Origin of the sequence: Micromonospora sp. MH99 (genome assembly GCF_021442385.1) — a bacterium.
Classification (GTDB): Bacteria; Actinomycetota; Actinomycetes; order Mycobacteriales; family Micromonosporaceae; genus Micromonospora.
In genome coordinates, this window is the sequence record NZ_MUZA01000068.1 from 1 (window position 1) to 17,578 (window position 17,578).

Here is a 17,578-nt window from a genome sequence, read left to right on the forward strand (position 1 = left end):
TATGGGTTGCCGCCGGATCCGGTGGTGACGACGCGGGATCTGCCGGCGATGTGGAAACGCGCCGGCCTCGCCGCGCTCACGATGACTGCCGTCACGGCGCTCGCGTTCCTGGGTCGGCGGCCATGACCGACACGACACCGCTCGACGGGCACCGGCGGCCCGGACGCGGCGGGGGCGGCGAACAGCTCACCGTGCCGCCTGCCGACTTCAGCTCCTACTACGGCCGGCCGGTGCTCAAACCACCGGTCTGGAAGTACGACATCGCGGGCTACCTGTTCACCGGCGGCCTCGCCGCCGGCGGCTCGCTGATCGCCGCGGGCGCCCAGGTGACCGGTCGTCCCGAGTTGCGCACGATCGGCCGGTGGACGGCCCTCGGCGGTGTCACCGCCAGCACCTACCTGCTCATTCACGACCTCGGGCGGCCGAGCCGGTTCCACCACATGCTCCGGGTCGCCAAGGTGACCTCACCCATGTCCGTCGGCACCTGGATCCTCGCCGCGTTCGGGCCACTGGCCGGGGTGGCAGCGGTTGCCGAACTCGCGCCGCTGATCCCACAGCACGGCGTGCTCGGCCTCGCCCGCCGGCTGGCGCCCCCGGTCGGCCACGCCGCCGGTCTGGCGGCCGCCGCTGTCGCGCCGGCGCTGGCCACGTACACCGGGGTGCTCCTCGCCGACACGGCCGTGCCGTCCTGGCACGACGCCTACCCGTCGCTGCCGTTCGTCTTCGCCGGGAGCGCGCTCGCCGCCGCGTCCGGGGTCGGCCTGATCGCGGCCCCGGCCACGCAGACCGCCCCGCTGCGGCGACTCGCCCTCGCCGCCGCAACCGTCGAGCTGGTCGGCGGACGGCGGCTGGAGCGGCTGGGCCTGACCGGTGAGCCGTACCGGCGCGGCCGCAGCGGGCGACTGGTCACCGCGGGGCGGGCGCTGCTCGCCGTGGGCACCGCCGCGGCACTGGTCAGCCGCCGCAGCCGGCTTCTGGCGGCGATCTCCGGCGCGGCCCTCGTGGCCTCGTCGGTCGCCACCCGGTTCGGTGTCTTCGAGGCGGGCCGGGTCTCCGCGCGCGATCCGAAGTACACGGTCGTGCCCCAGCGGGAGAGACTCGACGAGAAGAACGACCCCGCGCTCCGGCCCTGAACGGGCGCGACACCTCAGCCGGTGAACAGTTTCGCCGCGGTGATGGCGGTCTGGACGATGCCGTATCCGAGCAGCGCCGCGACCAGCAGCCAGGACACCCAGAGTCGCCCGGTCTGGGTGCCGACGTGCTCGGGCACCGGAGGGGTGCTCTGCGGGCCGAGGGCGACCGGCTCGGTGACCGTGGCCTTGGCCACCGGCGACGTCGGTCCCCGGTCCGGCTCGTGGAACCGGTCCGGCACGGGACGTACCAGCAGGTTGGCGATGAAGCCGATGGCCAGGATGCCGACCATGGTGAACAGCGCGGGCCGGTACGCCGAGGCGGTGAGGGTGCCGGGCTTGCCCTGCGTGTCGAGGATCCCGTTGACGATCAGCGGCCCGGCGACACCCGCGGCCGACCACGCGGTCAGGATCCGACCGTGGATGGCGCCGACCTGGAAGGTGCCGAACAGGTCGCGCAGGTACGCGGGCATGGTGGCGAAGCCGCCGCCGTAGAAGGAGATGATCGCGGCGGCGACCAGCACGAAGACCGCCGTCGCGGCGTGGCCGGCGACGGCGAGCAGCACGTACAGCACCATGCCGACGCCGAGGTAGACCATGTAGATGGGCTTGCGGCCGATGAGGTCGGACGTCGTCGACCAGACGAACCGGCCGGCCATGTTGAACAGCGACAGGACACCCACGAAACCGGCCGCCGCCGACACCGACACCGCGGTGGAGCCGTTGTCCCGGAAGAAGTCCTGGATCATCGGGCTGGCCTGCTCCAGGATGCCGATGCCGGCCGTGACGTTGCAGAACAGCACGATCCACAGCAGCCAGAACGATCGGGTACGTACCGCGTTCGTCGCGGACACGCTCGCCCGTGTCACCAGGGGGCGGCTGGCGACGCTGGCCGGATCGAACCCGGCGGGCCGCCAGTCCGGTGCCGGAACCCGGACGTTGAACGGGCCGAACATCATGATCACGAAGTAGCCGAGGCCGAACGTGACGAAGAGCGCCACGAGGGCGTGGCCCGACGCGACGGCTCCCGGATTGTCCGGGTTGTAGTTGGAGTCGTACAGCGAGAGCAGCTGGCGTGCGAGCGGGCCGGCGACCAGGGCGCCGCCGCCGAACCCCATGATGGCGAGGCCGGTGGCGAGACCCGGCCGGTCCGGGAACCACTTGATCAGCGTGGAGACGGGCGAGATGTAGCCGATGCCCAGCCCGATGCCGCCGATGACGCCGTAGCCGAGGTAGAGCAGCCAGAGTTGCTGGGTCGCGATGCCGATCGCGCCGACCAGGAACCCGGTGGCCCAGAAACAGGCGGAGACGAACATGGCCCGGCGGGGGCCGTTTCGCTCCACCCACCGGCCGCCCACCGCCGCCGACGAACCCAGCATGACGATGGCGATGCTGAAGATCGCCCCGATCGCCGTCTGGCTGGTGTCGAAGTGCGCGATGAGGGAGTTCTTGTAGACGCTCGTCGCGTAGACCTGACCGATGCAGACGTGCACGGCCAAAGCCGCGGTCGGGATGAGCCAGCGGCTGTATCCCGGGGGAGCGACGGTGTGCCGAGGGTTGAATACCGACAGCATGGGGTCCGCACCTCCTGCGACTGAACGGGCAGACGGCGGGGCAGAGCTGCCCGTGCCGGTAGCCGACAGAGCGGTGCCGCCCCCAGTGGCGGCCCGGTGCACGCCTGCGTCAGCCGCTGACCGGCTGCATTCTCACGTTACGTGGCGGCAGGTTCACGCTTCGTCATAACTCCGAAACGCGGAAGTGCTGGTGGCGGGCTCGCGCTCCAACCGGCCCGCCCTGTTTCGTTGACCCACGCCGTCGCTAGGCGGCCACCGACGGGTCCGGTCCCGGTGCGCGGGGAACGGCGCCGGTGGTCTCCAGGATGAGCGCGGCGACCAGATCCGGGTCGTCGCTCATCGGCACGTGCCCGCAGCCGGCAAGCGTCACCACGCGGGCCGCCGGCAGCCCGGCCCGGGCGCGCTCGGCCTGGTGGACGGCGAAGATGCGGTCATGGTCGCCCCAGCCGATGGTCACCGGCACCGCCGCGGCGGCCAGCCGGAGGCAGTCGAAGCGGTAGTCGCGGGAGGCTCGGGCCACGGCGTTGAAGCCCACCGCTCGCCGCAGGGCGAGCGCGTCGCCCACCGCGCGGTCGACGTCCAACAGCGTCGGGCGGGCCATCAGCGGCGCGAAGCACAACGCCCGCAGGTACGCCGAGCGCAACGCGACCCGCATGATCGGGGTGGGCAGGCGCGAGTTGGCCCGCAGCATCCTGAGGATGGCCAGTGCCCGGCGCCGCTCCGCCGGTGTGAAGAAGCCGGCGGGGGAGAAGGCGGTGGCCGACGCGACAGCCCCGGTCGCGGCCAGCTCCAGACCGATCGCCCCACCGAGGCTGTAACCGGCCACATGCGGGCGCTCCAGCCCCCACTCGGTCAGGACGGGCAGCATCGCGGCGACGGTGGCGGCCATGTCGGCGGGCATCCCGGTGTCGGGCACCGGTGAGTTCCCGAAGCCGGGCAGGTCGAGGGCGATCACCTCGTGGTGGGCGGTGAGCCTGTCGAACACGGGCTCCCACGCCTGGTGGCGGTGACCGATGCCGTGGATGAGCACGAGCGGTTCACCGCTGCCCGCGCGACGGAAGTGGATGCTCATCTGCGTCCCTCCACCGACGACCTGCCGAAGGACCGGCCGAGCTGGCGTACCTCGTCCTCCATCTGACCGACCATCGTGCGGCCGCCCAACCTGGTGATCAGCGCGTCCGAGAGGCCGCTGAGCACCACCGGCCGCAGCGCCTGCACCAAGGCCAGCGACCGTGGCACGTACACCTTGCGTCTGCGGCGTTCGATGCCGCTCAGCAGTGCGTCGGCGCACTGCTCGACAGGGACGACCGTGGACAGCGGCCACGGCAGCCGGCGCAGCGTGGCGTTGAACGACGCCAGGTCGGCACGGATGTCGCGGACCAGGTCGGTGTCGATCCAGATCGGATGCGCGGTGCCGACGGTGACGCCACCCGAGCGCGTCTCCAGGCGTAGCACGTTGGCGAACTGCTCCACGCCCGCCTTGGACGCGCAGTAGGCCGCCATGCCGGGCATCGCCGTGAAGGCGGCGGCCGACGAGACGATCAGGACGTGACCCCGGGCGGCGGTGACGTGCGGCAGCGCCGCGCTGACGGTGCGGATCGCGCCGCAGAGGTTCACCTCGACGGTACGCACCAACGCGTCGACGGGCCCCACGGCAACGGTGCCGAGGTTGGCGATGCCGGCGTTCGCCACCACCACGTCGACACCACCGAACCGCTCCACTGTGGAAGCCACCGCTGCGTCCAGCGCCACCTGGTCGGTGACGTCGCACTCGTACCAGTGCGCGCCGAGCTCGTCGCCGAGCTGCCGGAGCCGCTCGCCCTCCAGACCCGCCAGGGCGACCCGGGCGCCCCGGGCGACGGCCGCGCGGGCCAGCTCGGCGCCGATGCCGCGTGCCGCGCCGGTGATGAAGATGGTCCGGCCCGCCAGGTCATACCGCATCGGCGTGCTCCCGTTCCGGTTCGTTGGGGCTGTGGCCGGCCGTGATCAGCCGGTGGTCGGCGGGGTGGAACCGGCGCAGGCGCATCCGGAAGCTGGTGGCGAAGCCCGGCCAGATGGTGGTGTTGCGGCCGGTGGCGTCGAGATACCAGCTCGAACAGCCGGTCTGCCAGACGGTCCCGGCCATCTTCCTGTCGATCTGTTCGGTCCAGCGTCGTTGGGCCTCCGTGGTCGGCTCGATGGCCTGCGCGCCGGTGGCCCGCAGGTGGCGCAGAGCCGCGAGCACCAGGCGCAACTGCGCCTCGATCATCAGCACCACCGAGGTGTGCCCGAGCCCGGTGTTCGGGCCGAGCAGGAAGAACAGGTTGGGGAAGCCGGCGATGGTCGTGCCCCGGTACGCGTGCATGCTGGGCGTCCAGGCCGTACCCAGGCTGCACCCGCCGCGGCCGTGGATGCGCCGCACGACGGGGGAGTCGGTGACGTGGAACCCGGTGCCGAGGATGATCGTGTCCGCCGGGTGGTGCACGCCGTCGGCGGTGACCAGGCCGTCCGGCACGACCCGGGTGATGCCCTCGGTGACCACGTCGACGTTCGGCCGGGTGAGCGACGGCCAGTAGTCGTTCGAGATCAGGACCCGTTTGCAGCCCATGGCGTACCGGGGTGTGAGCTTGTCCCGCAGGGCCGGGTCGGTGACCTGACGCCGCAGCGTCCGCAGGGACAGCCGGGAGGCGAGGCGGTTGACCGTCGGGTGCAGGAAGCCCAGACCCATGGTCTCGCGGAGCAGGTACAGCCCGGCCCTGGCGGCCCGCTGCGCGCCGGGCACGGTTTGGAACGCGGCCTGCTCGACCCGGCTGATGCGGCGCGAGCGCCTCGGCATGATCCAGGCGGGGGAGCGCTGGAACAGCGTCAGTCTGTCGACGGCCGGCTGGATCCGCGGCACGAACTGGACGGCCGACGCGCCGGTGCCGATGACCGCGACACGGCGGCCGGTCAGGTCGTGGTCGTGCCGCCAGCGGGCGGAGTGGAAGACCGTGCCGGCGAACTCGTCGATGCCCGGCAGATCGGGGATGGCGGGCTCGCTCAGGGGGCCGGCCGCGCAGATCAGCACCCGGGCCGTGTGATCCCCGCCGGAGGTGCGCAGCAGCCAGCGTTGGCGCTTGTCGTCCCAGCGTGCCTCGTGCACCTCGTGGCGCAGTCGGAGCTTCGGGCCGATCCCGAAGCGGTCGACGCAGCCGCGTAGGTAGTCCCTGATCTCCGGCTGGCTGGAGAAGGTGGTGGACCAGCGGGGATTGGGGGCGAAGGAGAAGGAGTAGAGGTGCGACGGGACGTCGCAGGCGCAGCCGGGGTAGGTGTTGTCCCGCCAGGTGCCGCCGACGTCGTCGCCCCGGTCGAAGACGAGGTAGTCGTTGAAGCCGGCCCGTTGCAGGGCGATGGCCGCGCCCAGGCCGCCAAAACCGGCCCCGACGATGGCAACGTCTGTGTCCATCAGTCCTCCAGATCCTCGGACGCGACGTCCGGTCCGGCCGGCGAGGGCCAGGGCGGATCACCCACGCCGGTGATCCGTACGCCGCCCCACGGGTCGACCTCGGCCAGTCGGGCGGGCCGGGCCCGGTCGGCGATGCGCAGCTCGACGTCGCGGCGACCGGAGCGCAGCAGTCGTGCCACTGTCGGGTCCGGCTCGATGCGCCCACCCCAGTGGAAGCGGCCGTCGACGGGCTCCCACCGTCCGCTGAGGTGTACCCGTACCGGGGTGCCCGCGATGCTCGCCGGACCGTGATAGCTCACGGCACGATCCGTCCGTGGGCGCGGGTCAGCTCGGGTGGCAGGTCGGCGCTGGCCCGGACGCCCTCGATCCCGCTCCAGAGCAGGGTGGTCAGGTAGTCGGTGAGGGCGCTGCGGCTGAGCGGCTGTCCGTGTGTGGTCCACCAGTCGCCGACCGCCTGCACGAACCCCACCAGGCCGTACGCCCAGGGTTCGGCCGGGCCGGCGTCCAGGCCGAGCGCGCGCAGCCGGTCGCCGATCACCCGGGCCAGCCCGGCGGCCACCTGCCGGCTGGTCCCGGCGACGACCTGGTGGATGCCGGGTTGCCCGGACTGGCTCATGAGGAACCGGTAGAGCGCGGGCTGTGACTCGATCACGCCGAGGTACGCGTCGATCGTCGCCTCGACCAGGGCGCGTTCCTCGCGGACCTGCTCGATCGCGGGCGCGATGGCGTCCACGACCCGGGCCGCCACCACCTCGCTCACCGCGATCCAGAGCTGCGACTTGTCGGTGAAGTAGCGGTAGAGCACCGGCTTGCTGACGCCGGCGATGGCCGCCACCTGGTCCATGTCGACCTCGGGTCCGTGCCGCAGCAGGGCCTGTACGGCGGCGCCGACGAGCGCCAGTCGGCGCTGCTCGCGATGGCCTGCCCAGCGGTCCCGACGACCGTTGCCCTTCACTCTCGGGGCGTCGGCGTCGGATGCGCCCGGCGGGTCGGATCCATTGACATCCTTGCGCGACGATTGCATGCTACTACTCGTAACAGTTACCGGTCGTCACGTCAATATGGAGGAACCATGGAGACGGCGGAACCCCAGGGCGCTGCGGTCGCCGAGCGGCTGCTCACGTCGTCGCTGCGGACCAGCTACGACCCGGTGGTCGAGATCGACTGGGACGCGCCGCACACCCCGGGCGCCTACTGGCTTCCGCCGCACCGCAGCAGCCTCTACGGCACCCCGCTCTGGTCCGGGTTGAGCGAGGAGCAGCGGATCGAACTCACCAAGCACGAGGTGGCCAGCGCGGCCAGCGCCGGTCTGTGGTTCGAGACGATCCTCATGCAGATGCTGATCCGGCACTACTACGACGCCGACCCGACCAGCCCCCGCGCCCAGTACGCGCTGACCGAGGTCGCCGACGAGTGCCGGCACTCGATCATGTTCGGTCGGCTGATCGAGGCGATGGGCTGTCCCGTCTACCGGGCGGACCCGCTCGACCACCTGCTCGGCCGGTTCCTCAAGGCGACCGCCAGCGGCCCCCGGATGTACGCCGCGATCCTCGTCGCCGAGGAGATCCTCGACGCGTTCCAGCGCGAGATCATGGTGGACGAGTCGCTGCAGCCGCTCATCCGGATGGTCTCGCGCATCCACGTCGTCGAGGAGGCGCGACACGTGCGGTTCGCCCGCGACGAGCTGGCCCGCCAGGTCGCGGCTGCCGGACCGGTGGGCATGGCGTACGCCCGCCTGCTGGTCGGTCGTGCCGCGCACTCGATCGCCAACCGTCTCGTGCACCCCGACGCGTACGCGGCGGTGGGGATCCCGCCGGCGGTGGGCCGGGCCGCCGCCCGCGCCAACCCGCACTGGCAGGCCACGCTGCGGTGGTCGGCGGCCCGGGTGCACGACCACCTCGCGGGCGTCGGGCTGGTGGGCGGGCCGGGGCGGCGGTTGTGGGCCCGGGCCGGGTTGATCTGACGGGCGTCGTCCGGGTGGGCGCGGCGTCGACGGGTTCCGCCGGCGGCGGGACGTTGGCGATGAACTGCCCACATCAGGCAGCCGTCAGGCACGCCCGATCCGCGGCTCGTGCCGGCCGGTGAGGCGCAGCCCGACACCGCGTACGGCCTCGATCGTGGCACCGGCGCCGAGGGCCCGCAACTTGGGGCGCAGCCGCTTCACCACAGACTGCACGTCTGCTCTGCGCTCGCGCCCCTCGTCGTGCCAGACCGACCGGTGCAGCTCGGCGTAGCTCCAGATCCGGACCGGCTCGGTGATCAGGCAGGTCAACAGGTCGTGCTCCAGCCGGGTCAGGTCGACCTCGCGACCCGCGTACCGGGCGGTGGACCGGGCCGAGTCGATGACCAGGGCGGGCTCGGGCTCGACGGTGGGCGTCGGGCTCGACTGTGGCTCGCCGAGAGGGCCGGCTCGTTGCTGCGGCACCGCGATCAGCCGACGCAGCTCGTCGAGGTCGGCCACCAGCAGCAGCGGCGCGATCCCGTCGAGACGCTCCGCGAGCCGGATGCGCTCGGTAGGGGACGGCGTCACCGCGATCAGCAACGGAAACGGCTCGTCGGTCGGGTCGGACCCGTCCGCCGCCGTCTCGTCGTCCTCGGCCACCACACCGCCCGGGATCGATGGGCATCCCTGCCCAGCTGTCGTCATGGTCCTGACAATGATTGGCAAGCGCGCCGCCAGCAGGGCAACCGTTAGCGACAAGTTGCTCACAGCAAGTTCTTGATCGTCCTTTCCTCTCGATCATAGTGTCCACTCGGGCAACCGGCGTGACCCGCGCGGTGCATGGGGAGGCATGAGGGGGTCCGTTCGCTCGGCTCCACCGAGCTGGATCTCGCGCACTCTCACCATGGCCCACTACACCCCTGGGTCGTTCTGAGGGAGGCAGCACCGATGTTCAGACGTCCACAATGGAGACGCACGGCCAGATCGCTGGTCAGCGCCAGCGCGGCGACGATCCTCGCCGCCACATGCCTGGTCAGCGTCAGCTCCGGCGCGCAGGCCGCGCCCGGTTCGCTGGGAGCGGGCACCGCCGCCGGGGACAAGATCCGGCCGGAGCTCGCCCGCCAGCTTGAGGCCAAGACCGCAGGGGACTTCTGGATTCGGTTCAAGGACCGGGCCGACCTGAGCAAGGCCAGTGCCATCAAGGACTGGACGAAGCGCGGCGCGGCAGTCGCGCAGACGCTGCGGGAGACCGCCGCCGGGAGCCAGGGCAAGATCCGCGCCGAACTCGACAGCTCGGGTACGAAGTACCAGACCTTCTGGGCCACCAACGCCATCAAGGTGAACAGCGGCTCCCTGGCGATGGCGCAGAAGTTCGCCGCCCACGCCGAGGTCGAGGGCCTCTACGCCCCGGTCGCCTACAAGCTGCCGGAACTCACCAAGGGCACCGACGAGAAGACCGTCAACTCCGTCGAGTGGGGCGTTGCCAACATCAACGCCGACGACGTCTGGTCCCAGTACGGCGTCACCGGCGAGGGCGTCACCATCGCCAGCATCGACAGCGGCGTGCAGTACGACCACCCGGCGTTGGTGAACTCCTACCGCGGCAACAACGGCGACGGCACGTTCGACCACAACTACAACTGGTTCAACGCCGCCGGGACGTGCGCCGACGCGCCCTGCGACGACGACGGCCACGGTACGCACACCATGGGCACCATGGCCGGCTCCGCCGGCGCGAACCAGATCGGTGTCGCGCCCGGCGTCAAGTGGATCGCGGCGAACGGCTGCTGCCCGACCGACGCGGCGCTGATCGAATCCGGTCAGTGGATGCTCGAACCGACCGACCTGCGCGGTCAGAACCCGGACGCCAGCAAGCGGCCGAACATCATCAACAACTCCTGGGGCACCCGGAACCCGTCGAACGAGCCCTTCATGGAGGACGTGACGCTGGCCTGGGCCGCGTCCGGCATCTTCGGGGTCTTCTCCAACGGCAACAGCGGGCCGGCGTGCCAGACCAGCGGCTCACCGGGAAGCCTCGCCAGCAACTACTCCGCCGGCGCGTACGACGTCAACAACACCATCGCCAGCTTCTCGGCCCGGGGCGCCGGGCAGAACGGCGAGATCAAGCCCAACATCTCCGCGCCCGGCGTGAACGTCCGGTCGAGCGTTCCCGGCAACGGGTACGCCGCCGCCAGCGGCACGTCGATGGCCGCCCCGCACCTGGTGGGCGCGATCGCCCTGCTGTACTCGGCCGCGCCGTCGCTGATCGGTGACGTCGACGGAACCCGCGCGCTGCTCAACGGCACCGCTGTCGACAAGGCCGACGACCAGTGCGGCGGTACCGCCGCGGACAACAACGTCTGGGGTGAGGGCCGGCTGGACGCCCTCGCACTGCTCAACGCCGCCCCGACCGGCGACGTCGGCACCCTGGCCGGCACGGTCACCGACGCGGCCACCGGCGCACCGATCGCCGGCGCGACAGTGACCCTCACCGGTCCGGCGTCGCGTGAGATCACCACCGGCGCCGACGGCACCTACTCGACCCAGGTCCCGACCGGCGACTACCAGGTCGTCGTATCGGCGTTCGGCTACGGCAGCACCACGAAGTCCGCGACTGTCGCCAACCGCGCGACCACGACGCTCGACGTCGCCCTGACGGCGGTGCCGCGCGTCAACATCACCGGCTCGGTCACCGACGGCTCCGGCCACGGCTGGCCGTTGTACGCGAAGGTGACAGTGAGCGGCCCGTCCGGCGTGTACGACTACACGACGCCCTCGAACGGCCGATACAGCATCACGCTGCCGGCCGGGCAGACGTACACCCTGACGTACGAGGTGCAGTACCCGGGCTACCAGAGGGTCACCAAGGAGGTCGTGGTCGGCACCCGGAACGTGACCGCCAACGTCGCGGTGCCGGTCGACACCACCAGGTGCACGACGGCGCCCGGCTACACGTTCGGCTCCGACGGCGAGTACGAGACCTTCGACGCGACGACCACCCCGGCCGGCTGGACGGTGGTGGACAACGTGGGCAGCGGTCAGGTCTGGAAGTTCACCGACGACGGCGGTCGGGGCAACCTGACCGGTGGCACCGGCAACTTCGCGATGATCGACAGCGACGACTACGGCGCGGGCACCAGCCAGGACACCTCCCTGGTCAGCCCGGTGGTCGACCTGACCGGCGTCACGGCCCCGGTCATCCGGTTCAACCAGGACTTCAACCAGCTCAACGACGACACCGCAGACGTCGACCTGAGCATCGACAACGGCGCGACCTGGACGAACGTGCTCCGACAGGAAACCGACGTCCGGGGCCCGAAGCTCACCGAGATCCCGATTCCGCAGGCGGCCGGCAAGGCGCAGGTCCAGGTGCGGTTCCACTACTACGACGCCTCGTACGAGTGGTGGTGGGAGGTCGACAACGTCCTCATCGGCAGTCAGGTCACCTGCGTGCCGGTCGACGGCGGTCTGGTCGTGGGCAACGTCCGCGACAAGAACGACAACAGCTACGTCAACGGCGCCACCGTCACCAGCAACGACCGGCCCGCCGAGAAGGCGGTCACCGTGGCGACCCCGGACGACCCGGGACTGCCCGACGGGTTCTACTGGATCTACTCGACGCTGACCGGCACCCACAAGTTCACCGCGACGGCCGGCAACTACGTCAGCCAGAGCAAGCAGGTCGACGTCGAACCCGACTGGGCCACCGCCGCGAACTTCGTCCTCGCGGCCGGCCGGTTGTCGGTGACACCCACCCAGTTGAGCGCGACGGTCCAGATGCCCAGCGGCAAGGCCACCAGGACGTTCACCGTGACCAACACCGGCGGAGCGCCGGTCGAGGTCGGCTTCGGCGAGCGGGACAACGGCTTCGAGCTGCTGCGGGCGGACGGTTCCTGGGTGACCCGGCAGCAGGTGCTCGGCGCGGCCGGCGCACCGGAGCAGCGGCTGAGCGTCCCGACGTCGTTCGCGGCCAGGGCGTCCGGCAAGGCGACGTCGGCGACCACCGCCGCGCCCGGCCCGCAGGCCGCCCCGTGGACGGACATCACCGACTTCCCGACCAACATCATGGACAACCGGGTCGTCACCCTGGACGGCAAGGTGTACTCGATCGGCGGTGGCGACGGAAGCGCCTCCACCGCGAAGACCTACGCCTACGACCCGGTCGCGCAGACCTGGACGGCGGCGGCCGACCTGCCGGGCGCCCGTAACGCGCTGACCGTGGGCGTGGTCGGCGGGAAGATCATCGCAACGGGTGGCTGGGGCGCCGAGGGCCCCGACGCCGCCACCTGGTCGTACGACCCGGGGGCCAACAGCTGGACCGAACTGGCCGACAACCCGGCGCCGCGTTCCGCGGCCGGGCAGGCCGTCGTCGGCGGCAAGCTCTACGCCGTCGGCGGCTGCACCACCGCGGAATGTGTGCCGATGTCGAACACCGTGGTCCGCTACGACCCGGGCACCGACGCCTGGGAGACGCTGGCGAACTACCCGAAGTCGGTGGCCTTCGCCTCCTGCGGCGGGATCGACGGTGTTCTCTACTGCACCGGTGGCAACGACGGCACCGCGGCGCAGAAGGCCAGCTACGCCTACGACCCGGGTGCCAACACGTGGACCGCCATCGCCGACGCGCCGACGGACAACTGGGCCAGCTCGTACGCGGTGGCCAGCGGCAAGCTCCTCGTCGTGGGTGGTTCGCAGGGCGGCGCCATCAGCAACGCCGGCTTCGCCTACGACCCGGCCACCAACTCGTGGTCGAACCTGCCGAACGCCAACACCGCCCGGTACCGGGGTGGCGCGGCGTGCGGCTTCTACAAGATCGGTGGCTCGTCGGGCAGCTTCAACGCGGCACCGGACAGTGAGGTGCTGCCGGGCTTCGAGGGGTGCGTCGAGGCAGCGGCCGACGTCAGCTGGATGACGATCGACAAGTCGACTGTCACCCTCGCGCCGGGGGAGAAGGTCACTGTCACCGTCGGGATGACGGCGAACGTGGACCAGCCGGGCACCTACTCGGGTGCGGTCACGATCAAGGAGAACACGCCGTACTCGGTGGCGCCGGTGGCGGTGACCATGACGGCGACGCCCCCGAAGACCTGGGGCAAGCTGATGGGCACGGTGACCGGGACCAGTTGCCAGGGCGCGACCTCGCCGATCGCCGGTGCGGTGGTCCAGGTGGACTCGTGGGCGATGTCGTGGACGTTCGCGACCGACAGCGCCGGCAGGTACGCCTACTGGGTGGACCGCCGGAACAACCCGCTCACGATGATCGTCGCCAAGGACGGCTGGAAGCCCCAGACCCGTCAGACGAGGATCGACACCACCACTCCCGCGGTGGAGAACTTCGCGTTGGCGCCCATCCGGTGCTGACACCCTGCGGTAAGCGGTAGCGCACCATCCGGCCCGCCTGGTCCTCGACCAGGCGGGCCGGACCGGCCTTCGCGACGGCCGGGCGCGCGCTCAGACGGGCGCGAGCCGGAAGCCGACGCCGCGGACCGCGTGGATGGTGGTGGCGGCGTCGAGCCGGGCCAGCTTGCGACGCACCCGACGAACCACGGAGTGCATGTCGGACCCGCGGCCGAGGTGTCGGTTGCCCCAGACCTCAAGGTGCAGTCGCTCGTAGGTCCAGACCTGCCCGGGAGCGTCGACCAGGCAGAGCAGCACGTCGTGCTCCAGTCGGGTCAGGTCGATCTCCTGGTCGCGCCAGCGCAGCACCCGGCGGTCGGAGTCGACGCTCAGATCCGGCGGCGGCTGCGGGCTCGGCGCCACCTCCGCGAGCACGGTCTGGGCGGGGGGAGGTGCGACGGGGGGCATCTCGACCACCCCGAGGAACTCCCGCGCCTGGTCCACGTTCGAGACGATCAGGAAGGCGTCGGTCCCGCCGAGCAGGCGGGCCAACTGCCGGCGCTCAGCCGGCGAGGACGCGATGCCGATGACCAGCGAGGCGACCGGAATTCCCTGCATTGCCCAACCCCTTCCGGTTCCCCACAATCACTCCGGATGGTTTTCGCACCGCCGAGGACGACCATCGATCGGCGCCCTGACCCTAGTGGTGGCTCGTCTCGGCTGGGTAAAACATAGTTGCATGTAAGCATGTGAATGACTGTCGACGTCACGGCCGTGCGGACGGCTTGGCGACAACGAAGGGTCGGCGGGGGTTCGGGAAGCGGGATCGCCCGGTTTTCTCCGGTGGTGACCGGCGGTTGTGACAGAACGAAGACAATCCACGGACGGCGTCCGGACCTGGCCGGCCGAACATGGTCGACATGCCTCACGGATCGTCGTACCCCGTCAGTCGGTCCTCGCCCGGACCCGCGCGGGCGCTGCCGGCCGGCCGCGCCGCCGTTGCGCCGGGCCTGCGGCTGCTCGCGGCGGCTGTCTGTTTCCTGTTCGCCCTGGGCCTCACCGGCCTGTTGTTCGTGTGGACCGACCGGGGTCAGTGGATCGACGGGCTGCTCCTGCCGCGTGCCGAACGGGGTGGCGGATACGAGCAGCCCGGCGATCTGTTCGGGCCGGCGACTGTCGTCCTGCGGCACTTCGGCCGGCCGTCGATGCTCGCCGCCCTGCTCGGCGGGGTCTTAGTGGTGGGTCTGCTCGGTCGTCGACTGCTGGCCGGCCTCACGGGTGTGGGCCTGGTGCTGTGCGCGGTCGTGACGGCCGGTGCGGTGAAGTCGGCACTGCCCCGTCCGGACTTCGCGATCGAGGGCTCGACCACCCACAACAGTTTTCCCAGTGGCCACGTCGCGGTCGCGACGGCTCTGGTGCTGGCCTACCTGCTGGTCCTGCCGGGCTGGGCCCGACGGTGGTCGGTCGTGCCGGGCGCGGCGGCTGTCTCGGTGATCGGCGCGGCCACCATGATCGCGGGCTGGCACCGGTTCAGTGACGTGCTCGGTGGCGTCCTGCTGAGTGCGGCGCTGTTCTGCCTGGCCGCGGCGGCGCTGACGCTCCGACGTGGCGGCGACGCGCCGCGCCCGGATGCCACGCCGGTCGCCGGTCGCGCCTGGCGCGCGTTCGCCGAGGGGGCGGTGGGGTTGATCGTGCTCGGCTGGGTGGTTCGGGTGCTGCTGCCCGGTCCGGCCGCCGGACTGCCGTGGGGGCCGCTCGTGGCCATTTCGGCGGCGGCCGTGCTGACGGCGCTGGCGGTGGGCGTGGCGGTCTTCCTGGTGGGGTCGGTGGAGTTCGCCGGACCGGTGGGTCCGCCGCAGCGGGAGGCGGCCCACCCGGGGTCCATGGAGCGCCTGCTGGCGACGGACAGCAGGACGGCAGGGCGCTGACGGGTCGATACCCGACCCGCGAGACATCGACCAAAGGCGAACAATTCTCATGATGGGATACTGGACGGCATGCCACAGGTCCTGCTGATCGAAGATCACCAGACGGTCCGCGACGGACTGCAGTTGGCGCTCACCCGGCAGGGCCACTCGGTCGTCGCCGTGGCGACCGGCGAACAAGGCTTGGAACGACTGCAGACGGCGGCGTCCGACGTGGTGGTCCTCGATCTCATGCTGCCCGGTATGGACGGGTTCGAGGTTTGCCGCCGGATCCGGCAGCAGGGCGACCTGCCCATCATCATGCTCACCGCCCGCAACGACGACATGGACGTGGTTGCCGGCCTGGAGGCGGGCGCCGACGACTACGTGGTCAAGCCGGTGCAGGCCCGGGTGCTCGAAGCGCGCATCCGGGCGGTGCTGCGACGCACCGGCGGCGACTCGCGGCGCCCCGGCCCCGAGCGGCCCGGGCTGCACCAGCACGGCGCCCTGACCATCGACCGGGCCGCGCTGGTGGTCAGCAAGGACGGGGCGCCGGTCAGCCTGGCCCCGACGGAGCTGCGGCTGCTGCTCGAACTCTCGCACACGCCAGGCCAGGTGCTCAGCCGCCAGCAACTGCTGGAGGCCGTGTGGGAGCACGGGTACCTCGGCGACTCGCGGCTGGTGGACGCCTGCGTCCAGCGGCTGCGCGCCAAGATCGAGGACGAGCCGTCGGCGCCGGTCTACATCCAGACGGTACGTGGTTTCGGATACCGGTTCGGGCCGCTGTGACCCCCTGGCACTGGGCCTGGGCCATGGCACTGGGCCTGCGCGTCCGCCTGCTCCTGGCCTTCGCCCTGCTGGGCGTGACCACCACGGCGGTGGTGGCCAGCGGAAGCTACTTCCAGGCCCGGACGGTAATCCTCCAGCAGGCGCAGGACGCGGCTGTGGCGTCGCTGACCGACGAGCTGTCGAAGGTGTACCCGATCGTCAGTCTGCCGCCGAACCAGGAGGAACTCGACATGCTGGCCCAGCGCCTCTCCGACCGGGAGGGGGACGCCGTGGTCCGCTACGGGGATCTGTGGGCGCAGAGCGTCGTCAACGAGTCCGACGTGCTCACCCCGGAGCTGCGGCAGGAGGTGGCGGGCGGTCGCATCGCCTGGCAGCGCGTCGATCGCCACGGCAAGCACCTGCTGCTCATCGGCACGCAGCTCAGGTTCGACAGGTCCGACGGAACGTCCGTGCCGTCGGGCGTGGAGGTCTACTCGGTGCGCAGCCTCGACTCCGAACAGCAGAGCATCGACCGGCTCGCCATGCTGGCGTGGGTGACCGGCGGTCTCTCCCTGATCCTCGCCGTCCTGCTGGCCCTGCTGGCCGCGCGGGGCGTGTTGCGGCCGGTACGGGAGCTGGGCCGCGCGGCACGCCGGCTCGGCGAGGGCGACCTGTCCACCCGGTTGACCGTTCGGGGTGTCGACGAACTGGCCGACGTGGCCCGCACCTTCAACGACACCGCCGGAACCCTGGAGCGTCAGGTCGGGGAACTGCGGCGGATGGAGGCCGACGCGCGGCGCTTCGTGGCCGACGTGTCGCACGAACTCCGTACGCCCCTGGCCGCGATGACGGCGGTCACCGACGTGCTCGACGAGGAGGCGGACCGGCTGCCGGGGGACGCCGGCCAGGCCGCCCGGCTCGTCAGTCAGGAGACCCAGAACCTCACCCAGCTGGTCAACGACCTCATCGAGGTCAGCAGGTTCGACTCCGGCACCGCCCGGCTCGCCCTCGACGACGTCGACGTCGCGGCGGCGGTCAACGCGACCCTGCGGCTGCGCCGGTGGGCCGATCGGGTGGAGACGGATCTGCCGTCCGGTGTCATCGCCCGGCTCGATCCCCGCCGGCTGGACGTCATCGTCGCCAACCTGGTCGGCAACGCCTTCCGGCACGGCCACGAGCCGGTGTCCGTACGCCTGCGCGCCGAACCGGACTGGATCACCATCGAGGTCGCCGACCACGGGCCGGGGCTGGACCCGGAGGTGCTGCCGCACGTCTTCGACCGCTTCTACAAGGCCGACACCGCGCGGACCCGCTCCGAGGGCAGCGGCCTGGGCCTCGCCATCGCGTGGGAGAACGCGCGACTGCACCGGCACGCCGGTCAGCCGGGAAGTCTGGTGGCGGGCAACACCCCCGACTGCGGAGCGGTGTTCACGCTGCGCCTGCCCCGGGTGGCGTCGGAGACCGTGGACGCCGGAGGCGTACGGTGATCGGCGCGTGCC

Annotated in this window: 14 protein-coding genes and 1 pseudogene; 7 read left to right on the forward strand and 8 right to left on the reverse strand. The window is 71.4% G+C overall.

The genetic code is table 11. The features are described from left to right. Both B0E54_RS26420 and nrfD read left to right on the forward strand, forming a co-directional pair. Positions 1–126 (forward strand): annotated as a pseudogene (locus B0E54_RS26420) (4Fe-4S ferredoxin); the annotation flags it as partial. Further along, positions 123–1,133, forward strand: a complete 1,011-nt coding sequence (nrfD, locus tag B0E54_RS26425; protein WP_234588834.1) for an NrfD/PsrC family molybdoenzyme membrane anchor subunit — start codon at positions 123–125, stop codon at positions 1,131–1,133. The pseudogene B0E54_RS26420 and the gene nrfD, both read left to right, overlap by 4 nt. A gap of 14 nt (positions 1,134–1,147) precedes the next feature. On the opposite strand, the gene B0E54_RS26430 is transcribed toward nrfD, so the two are convergent. The 6 genes from B0E54_RS26430 to B0E54_RS26455 all read right to left on the reverse strand — a co-directional run bounded on the left by B0E54_RS26430 (position 1,148) and on the right by B0E54_RS26455 (position 7,083). After that, positions 1,148–2,704, reverse strand: a complete 1,557-nt coding sequence (locus tag B0E54_RS26430; protein WP_234588835.1) for an OFA family MFS transporter — start codon at positions 2,702–2,704, stop codon at positions 1,148–1,150. A 244-nt stretch (positions 2,705–2,948) separates the two neighbouring features. Next, positions 2,949–3,776 carry an alpha/beta fold hydrolase gene (locus B0E54_RS26435; RefSeq protein WP_234588836.1) on the reverse strand — a complete coding sequence of 276 codons (828 nt, stop codon included), beginning with the start codon at positions 3,774–3,776 and terminating at the stop codon, positions 2,949–2,951. After that, positions 3,773–4,645 carry an SDR family oxidoreductase gene (locus tag B0E54_RS26440; RefSeq protein WP_234588837.1) on the reverse strand — a complete coding sequence of 291 codons (873 nt, stop codon included), beginning with the start codon at positions 4,643–4,645 and terminating at the stop codon, positions 3,773–3,775. Before B0E54_RS26440 ends, B0E54_RS26435 begins: the two co-directional genes overlap by 4 nt. Beyond that, positions 4,635–6,128 carry an NAD(P)/FAD-dependent oxidoreductase gene (locus tag B0E54_RS26445; RefSeq protein WP_234588838.1) on the reverse strand — a complete coding sequence of 498 codons (1,494 nt, stop codon included), beginning with the start codon at positions 6,126–6,128 and terminating at the stop codon, positions 4,635–4,637. Before B0E54_RS26445 ends, B0E54_RS26440 begins: the two co-directional genes overlap by 11 nt. After that, on the reverse strand, positions 6,128–6,427 hold the full coding sequence (locus B0E54_RS26450; RefSeq protein WP_234588839.1) for a DUF4873 domain-containing protein: 300 nt from the start codon (positions 6,425–6,427) through the stop codon (positions 6,128–6,130). Before B0E54_RS26450 ends, B0E54_RS26445 begins: the two co-directional genes overlap by 1 nt. Next, positions 6,424–7,083, reverse strand: a complete 660-nt coding sequence (locus B0E54_RS26455; protein ID WP_308195405.1) for a TetR/AcrR family transcriptional regulator — start codon at positions 7,081–7,083, stop codon at positions 6,424–6,426. The genes B0E54_RS26450 and B0E54_RS26455 overlap by 4 nt, the downstream gene beginning before the upstream one ends. A 117-nt stretch (positions 7,084–7,200) precedes the next feature. Between B0E54_RS26455 and B0E54_RS26460 the strand changes: the two genes are divergently transcribed. Further along, positions 7,201–8,091 (forward strand): diiron oxygenase, encoded by an 891-nt coding sequence (locus tag B0E54_RS26460; RefSeq protein WP_234588841.1) that lies wholly within the window; start codon positions 7,201–7,203, stop codon positions 8,089–8,091. 84 nt (positions 8,092–8,175) lie between these two features. Here the strand turns inward: B0E54_RS26460 and B0E54_RS26465 are convergent, their stop codons facing one another. Continuing rightward, the gene (locus B0E54_RS26465) at positions 8,176–8,775 is read right to left on the reverse strand and encodes a winged helix-turn-helix domain-containing protein (RefSeq protein ID WP_234588842.1); all 600 of its coding nucleotides are present in this window, start codon (positions 8,773–8,775) and stop codon (positions 8,176–8,178) included. 243 nt (positions 8,776–9,018) lie between these two features. Between B0E54_RS26465 and B0E54_RS26470 the strand changes: the two genes are divergently transcribed. Continuing rightward, the gene (locus B0E54_RS26470; RefSeq protein WP_234588843.1) at positions 9,019–13,431 is read left to right on the forward strand and encodes a S8 family serine peptidase; all 4,413 of its coding nucleotides are present in this window, start codon (positions 9,019–9,021) and stop codon (positions 13,429–13,431) included. A 90-nt stretch (positions 13,432–13,521) separates the two neighbouring features. Here the strand turns inward: B0E54_RS26470 and B0E54_RS26475 are convergent, their stop codons facing one another. Next, positions 13,522–14,025, reverse strand: coding sequence for a winged helix-turn-helix domain-containing protein (locus B0E54_RS26475; protein ID WP_234588844.1), 504 nt, complete (start codon positions 14,023–14,025; stop codon positions 13,522–13,524). Between the two features lie 302 nt (positions 14,026–14,327). On the opposite strand from B0E54_RS26475, the gene B0E54_RS26480 reads away from it, so the two are divergent. The 3 genes from B0E54_RS26480 (at position 14,328) to B0E54_RS26490 (ending at position 17,566) form a co-directional block, all read left to right on the forward strand. Further along, positions 14,328–15,335, forward strand: coding sequence for a phosphatase PAP2 family protein (locus B0E54_RS26480; protein WP_234588845.1), 1,008 nt, complete (start codon positions 14,328–14,330; stop codon positions 15,333–15,335). Positions 15,336–15,404: 69 nt separating this feature from the next. Further along, the gene (locus B0E54_RS26485) at positions 15,405–16,100 is read left to right on the forward strand and encodes a response regulator transcription factor (RefSeq protein WP_234588846.1); all 696 of its coding nucleotides are present in this window, start codon (positions 15,405–15,407) and stop codon (positions 16,098–16,100) included. Next, positions 16,097–17,566: a HAMP domain-containing sensor histidine kinase gene (locus tag B0E54_RS26490; RefSeq protein WP_234588849.1), complete on the forward strand. Its 1,470-nt coding sequence runs from the start codon at positions 16,097–16,099 to the stop codon at positions 17,564–17,566. Before B0E54_RS26485 ends, B0E54_RS26490 begins: the two co-directional genes overlap by 4 nt. The last annotated feature ends 12 nt before the right edge of the window (positions 17,567–17,578 follow it).

Coding starts and splice junctions, on each gene's coding strand:
- B0E54_RS26430 (WP_234588835.1), bottom strand. CDS start 2,704: ATGCTGTCGGTATTCAACCCTCGGCACACCGTCGCTCCCCCGGGATAC.
- B0E54_RS26470 (WP_234588843.1), top strand. CDS start 9,019: ATGTTCAGACGTCCACAATGGAGACGCACGGCCAGATCGCTGGTCAGC.
- B0E54_RS26480 (WP_234588845.1), top strand. CDS start 14,328: ATGCCTCACGGATCGTCGTACCCCGTCAGTCGGTCCTCGCCCGGACCC.
- B0E54_RS26460 (WP_234588841.1), top strand. CDS start 7,201: ATGGAGACGGCGGAACCCCAGGGCGCTGCGGTCGCCGAGCGGCTGCTC.
- B0E54_RS26485 (WP_234588846.1), top strand. CDS start 15,405: ATGCCACAGGTCCTGCTGATCGAAGATCACCAGACGGTCCGCGACGGA.
- B0E54_RS26440 (WP_234588837.1), bottom strand. CDS start 4,645: ATGCGGTATGACCTGGCGGGCCGGACCATCTTCATCACCGGCGCGGCA.
- B0E54_RS26465 (WP_234588842.1), bottom strand. CDS start 8,775: ATGACGACAGCTGGGCAGGGATGCCCATCGATCCCGGGCGGTGTGGTG.
- nrfD (WP_234588834.1), top strand. CDS start 123: ATGACCGACACGACACCGCTCGACGGGCACCGGCGGCCCGGACGCGGC.
- B0E54_RS26435 (WP_234588836.1), bottom strand. CDS start 3,776: ATGAGCATCCACTTCCGTCGCGCGGGCAGCGGTGAACCGCTCGTGCTC.
- B0E54_RS26445 (WP_234588838.1), bottom strand. CDS start 6,128: ATGGACACAGACGTTGCCATCGTCGGGGCCGGTTTTGGCGGCCTGGGC.
- B0E54_RS26475 (WP_234588844.1), bottom strand. CDS start 14,025: ATGCAGGGAATTCCGGTCGCCTCGCTGGTCATCGGCATCGCGTCCTCG.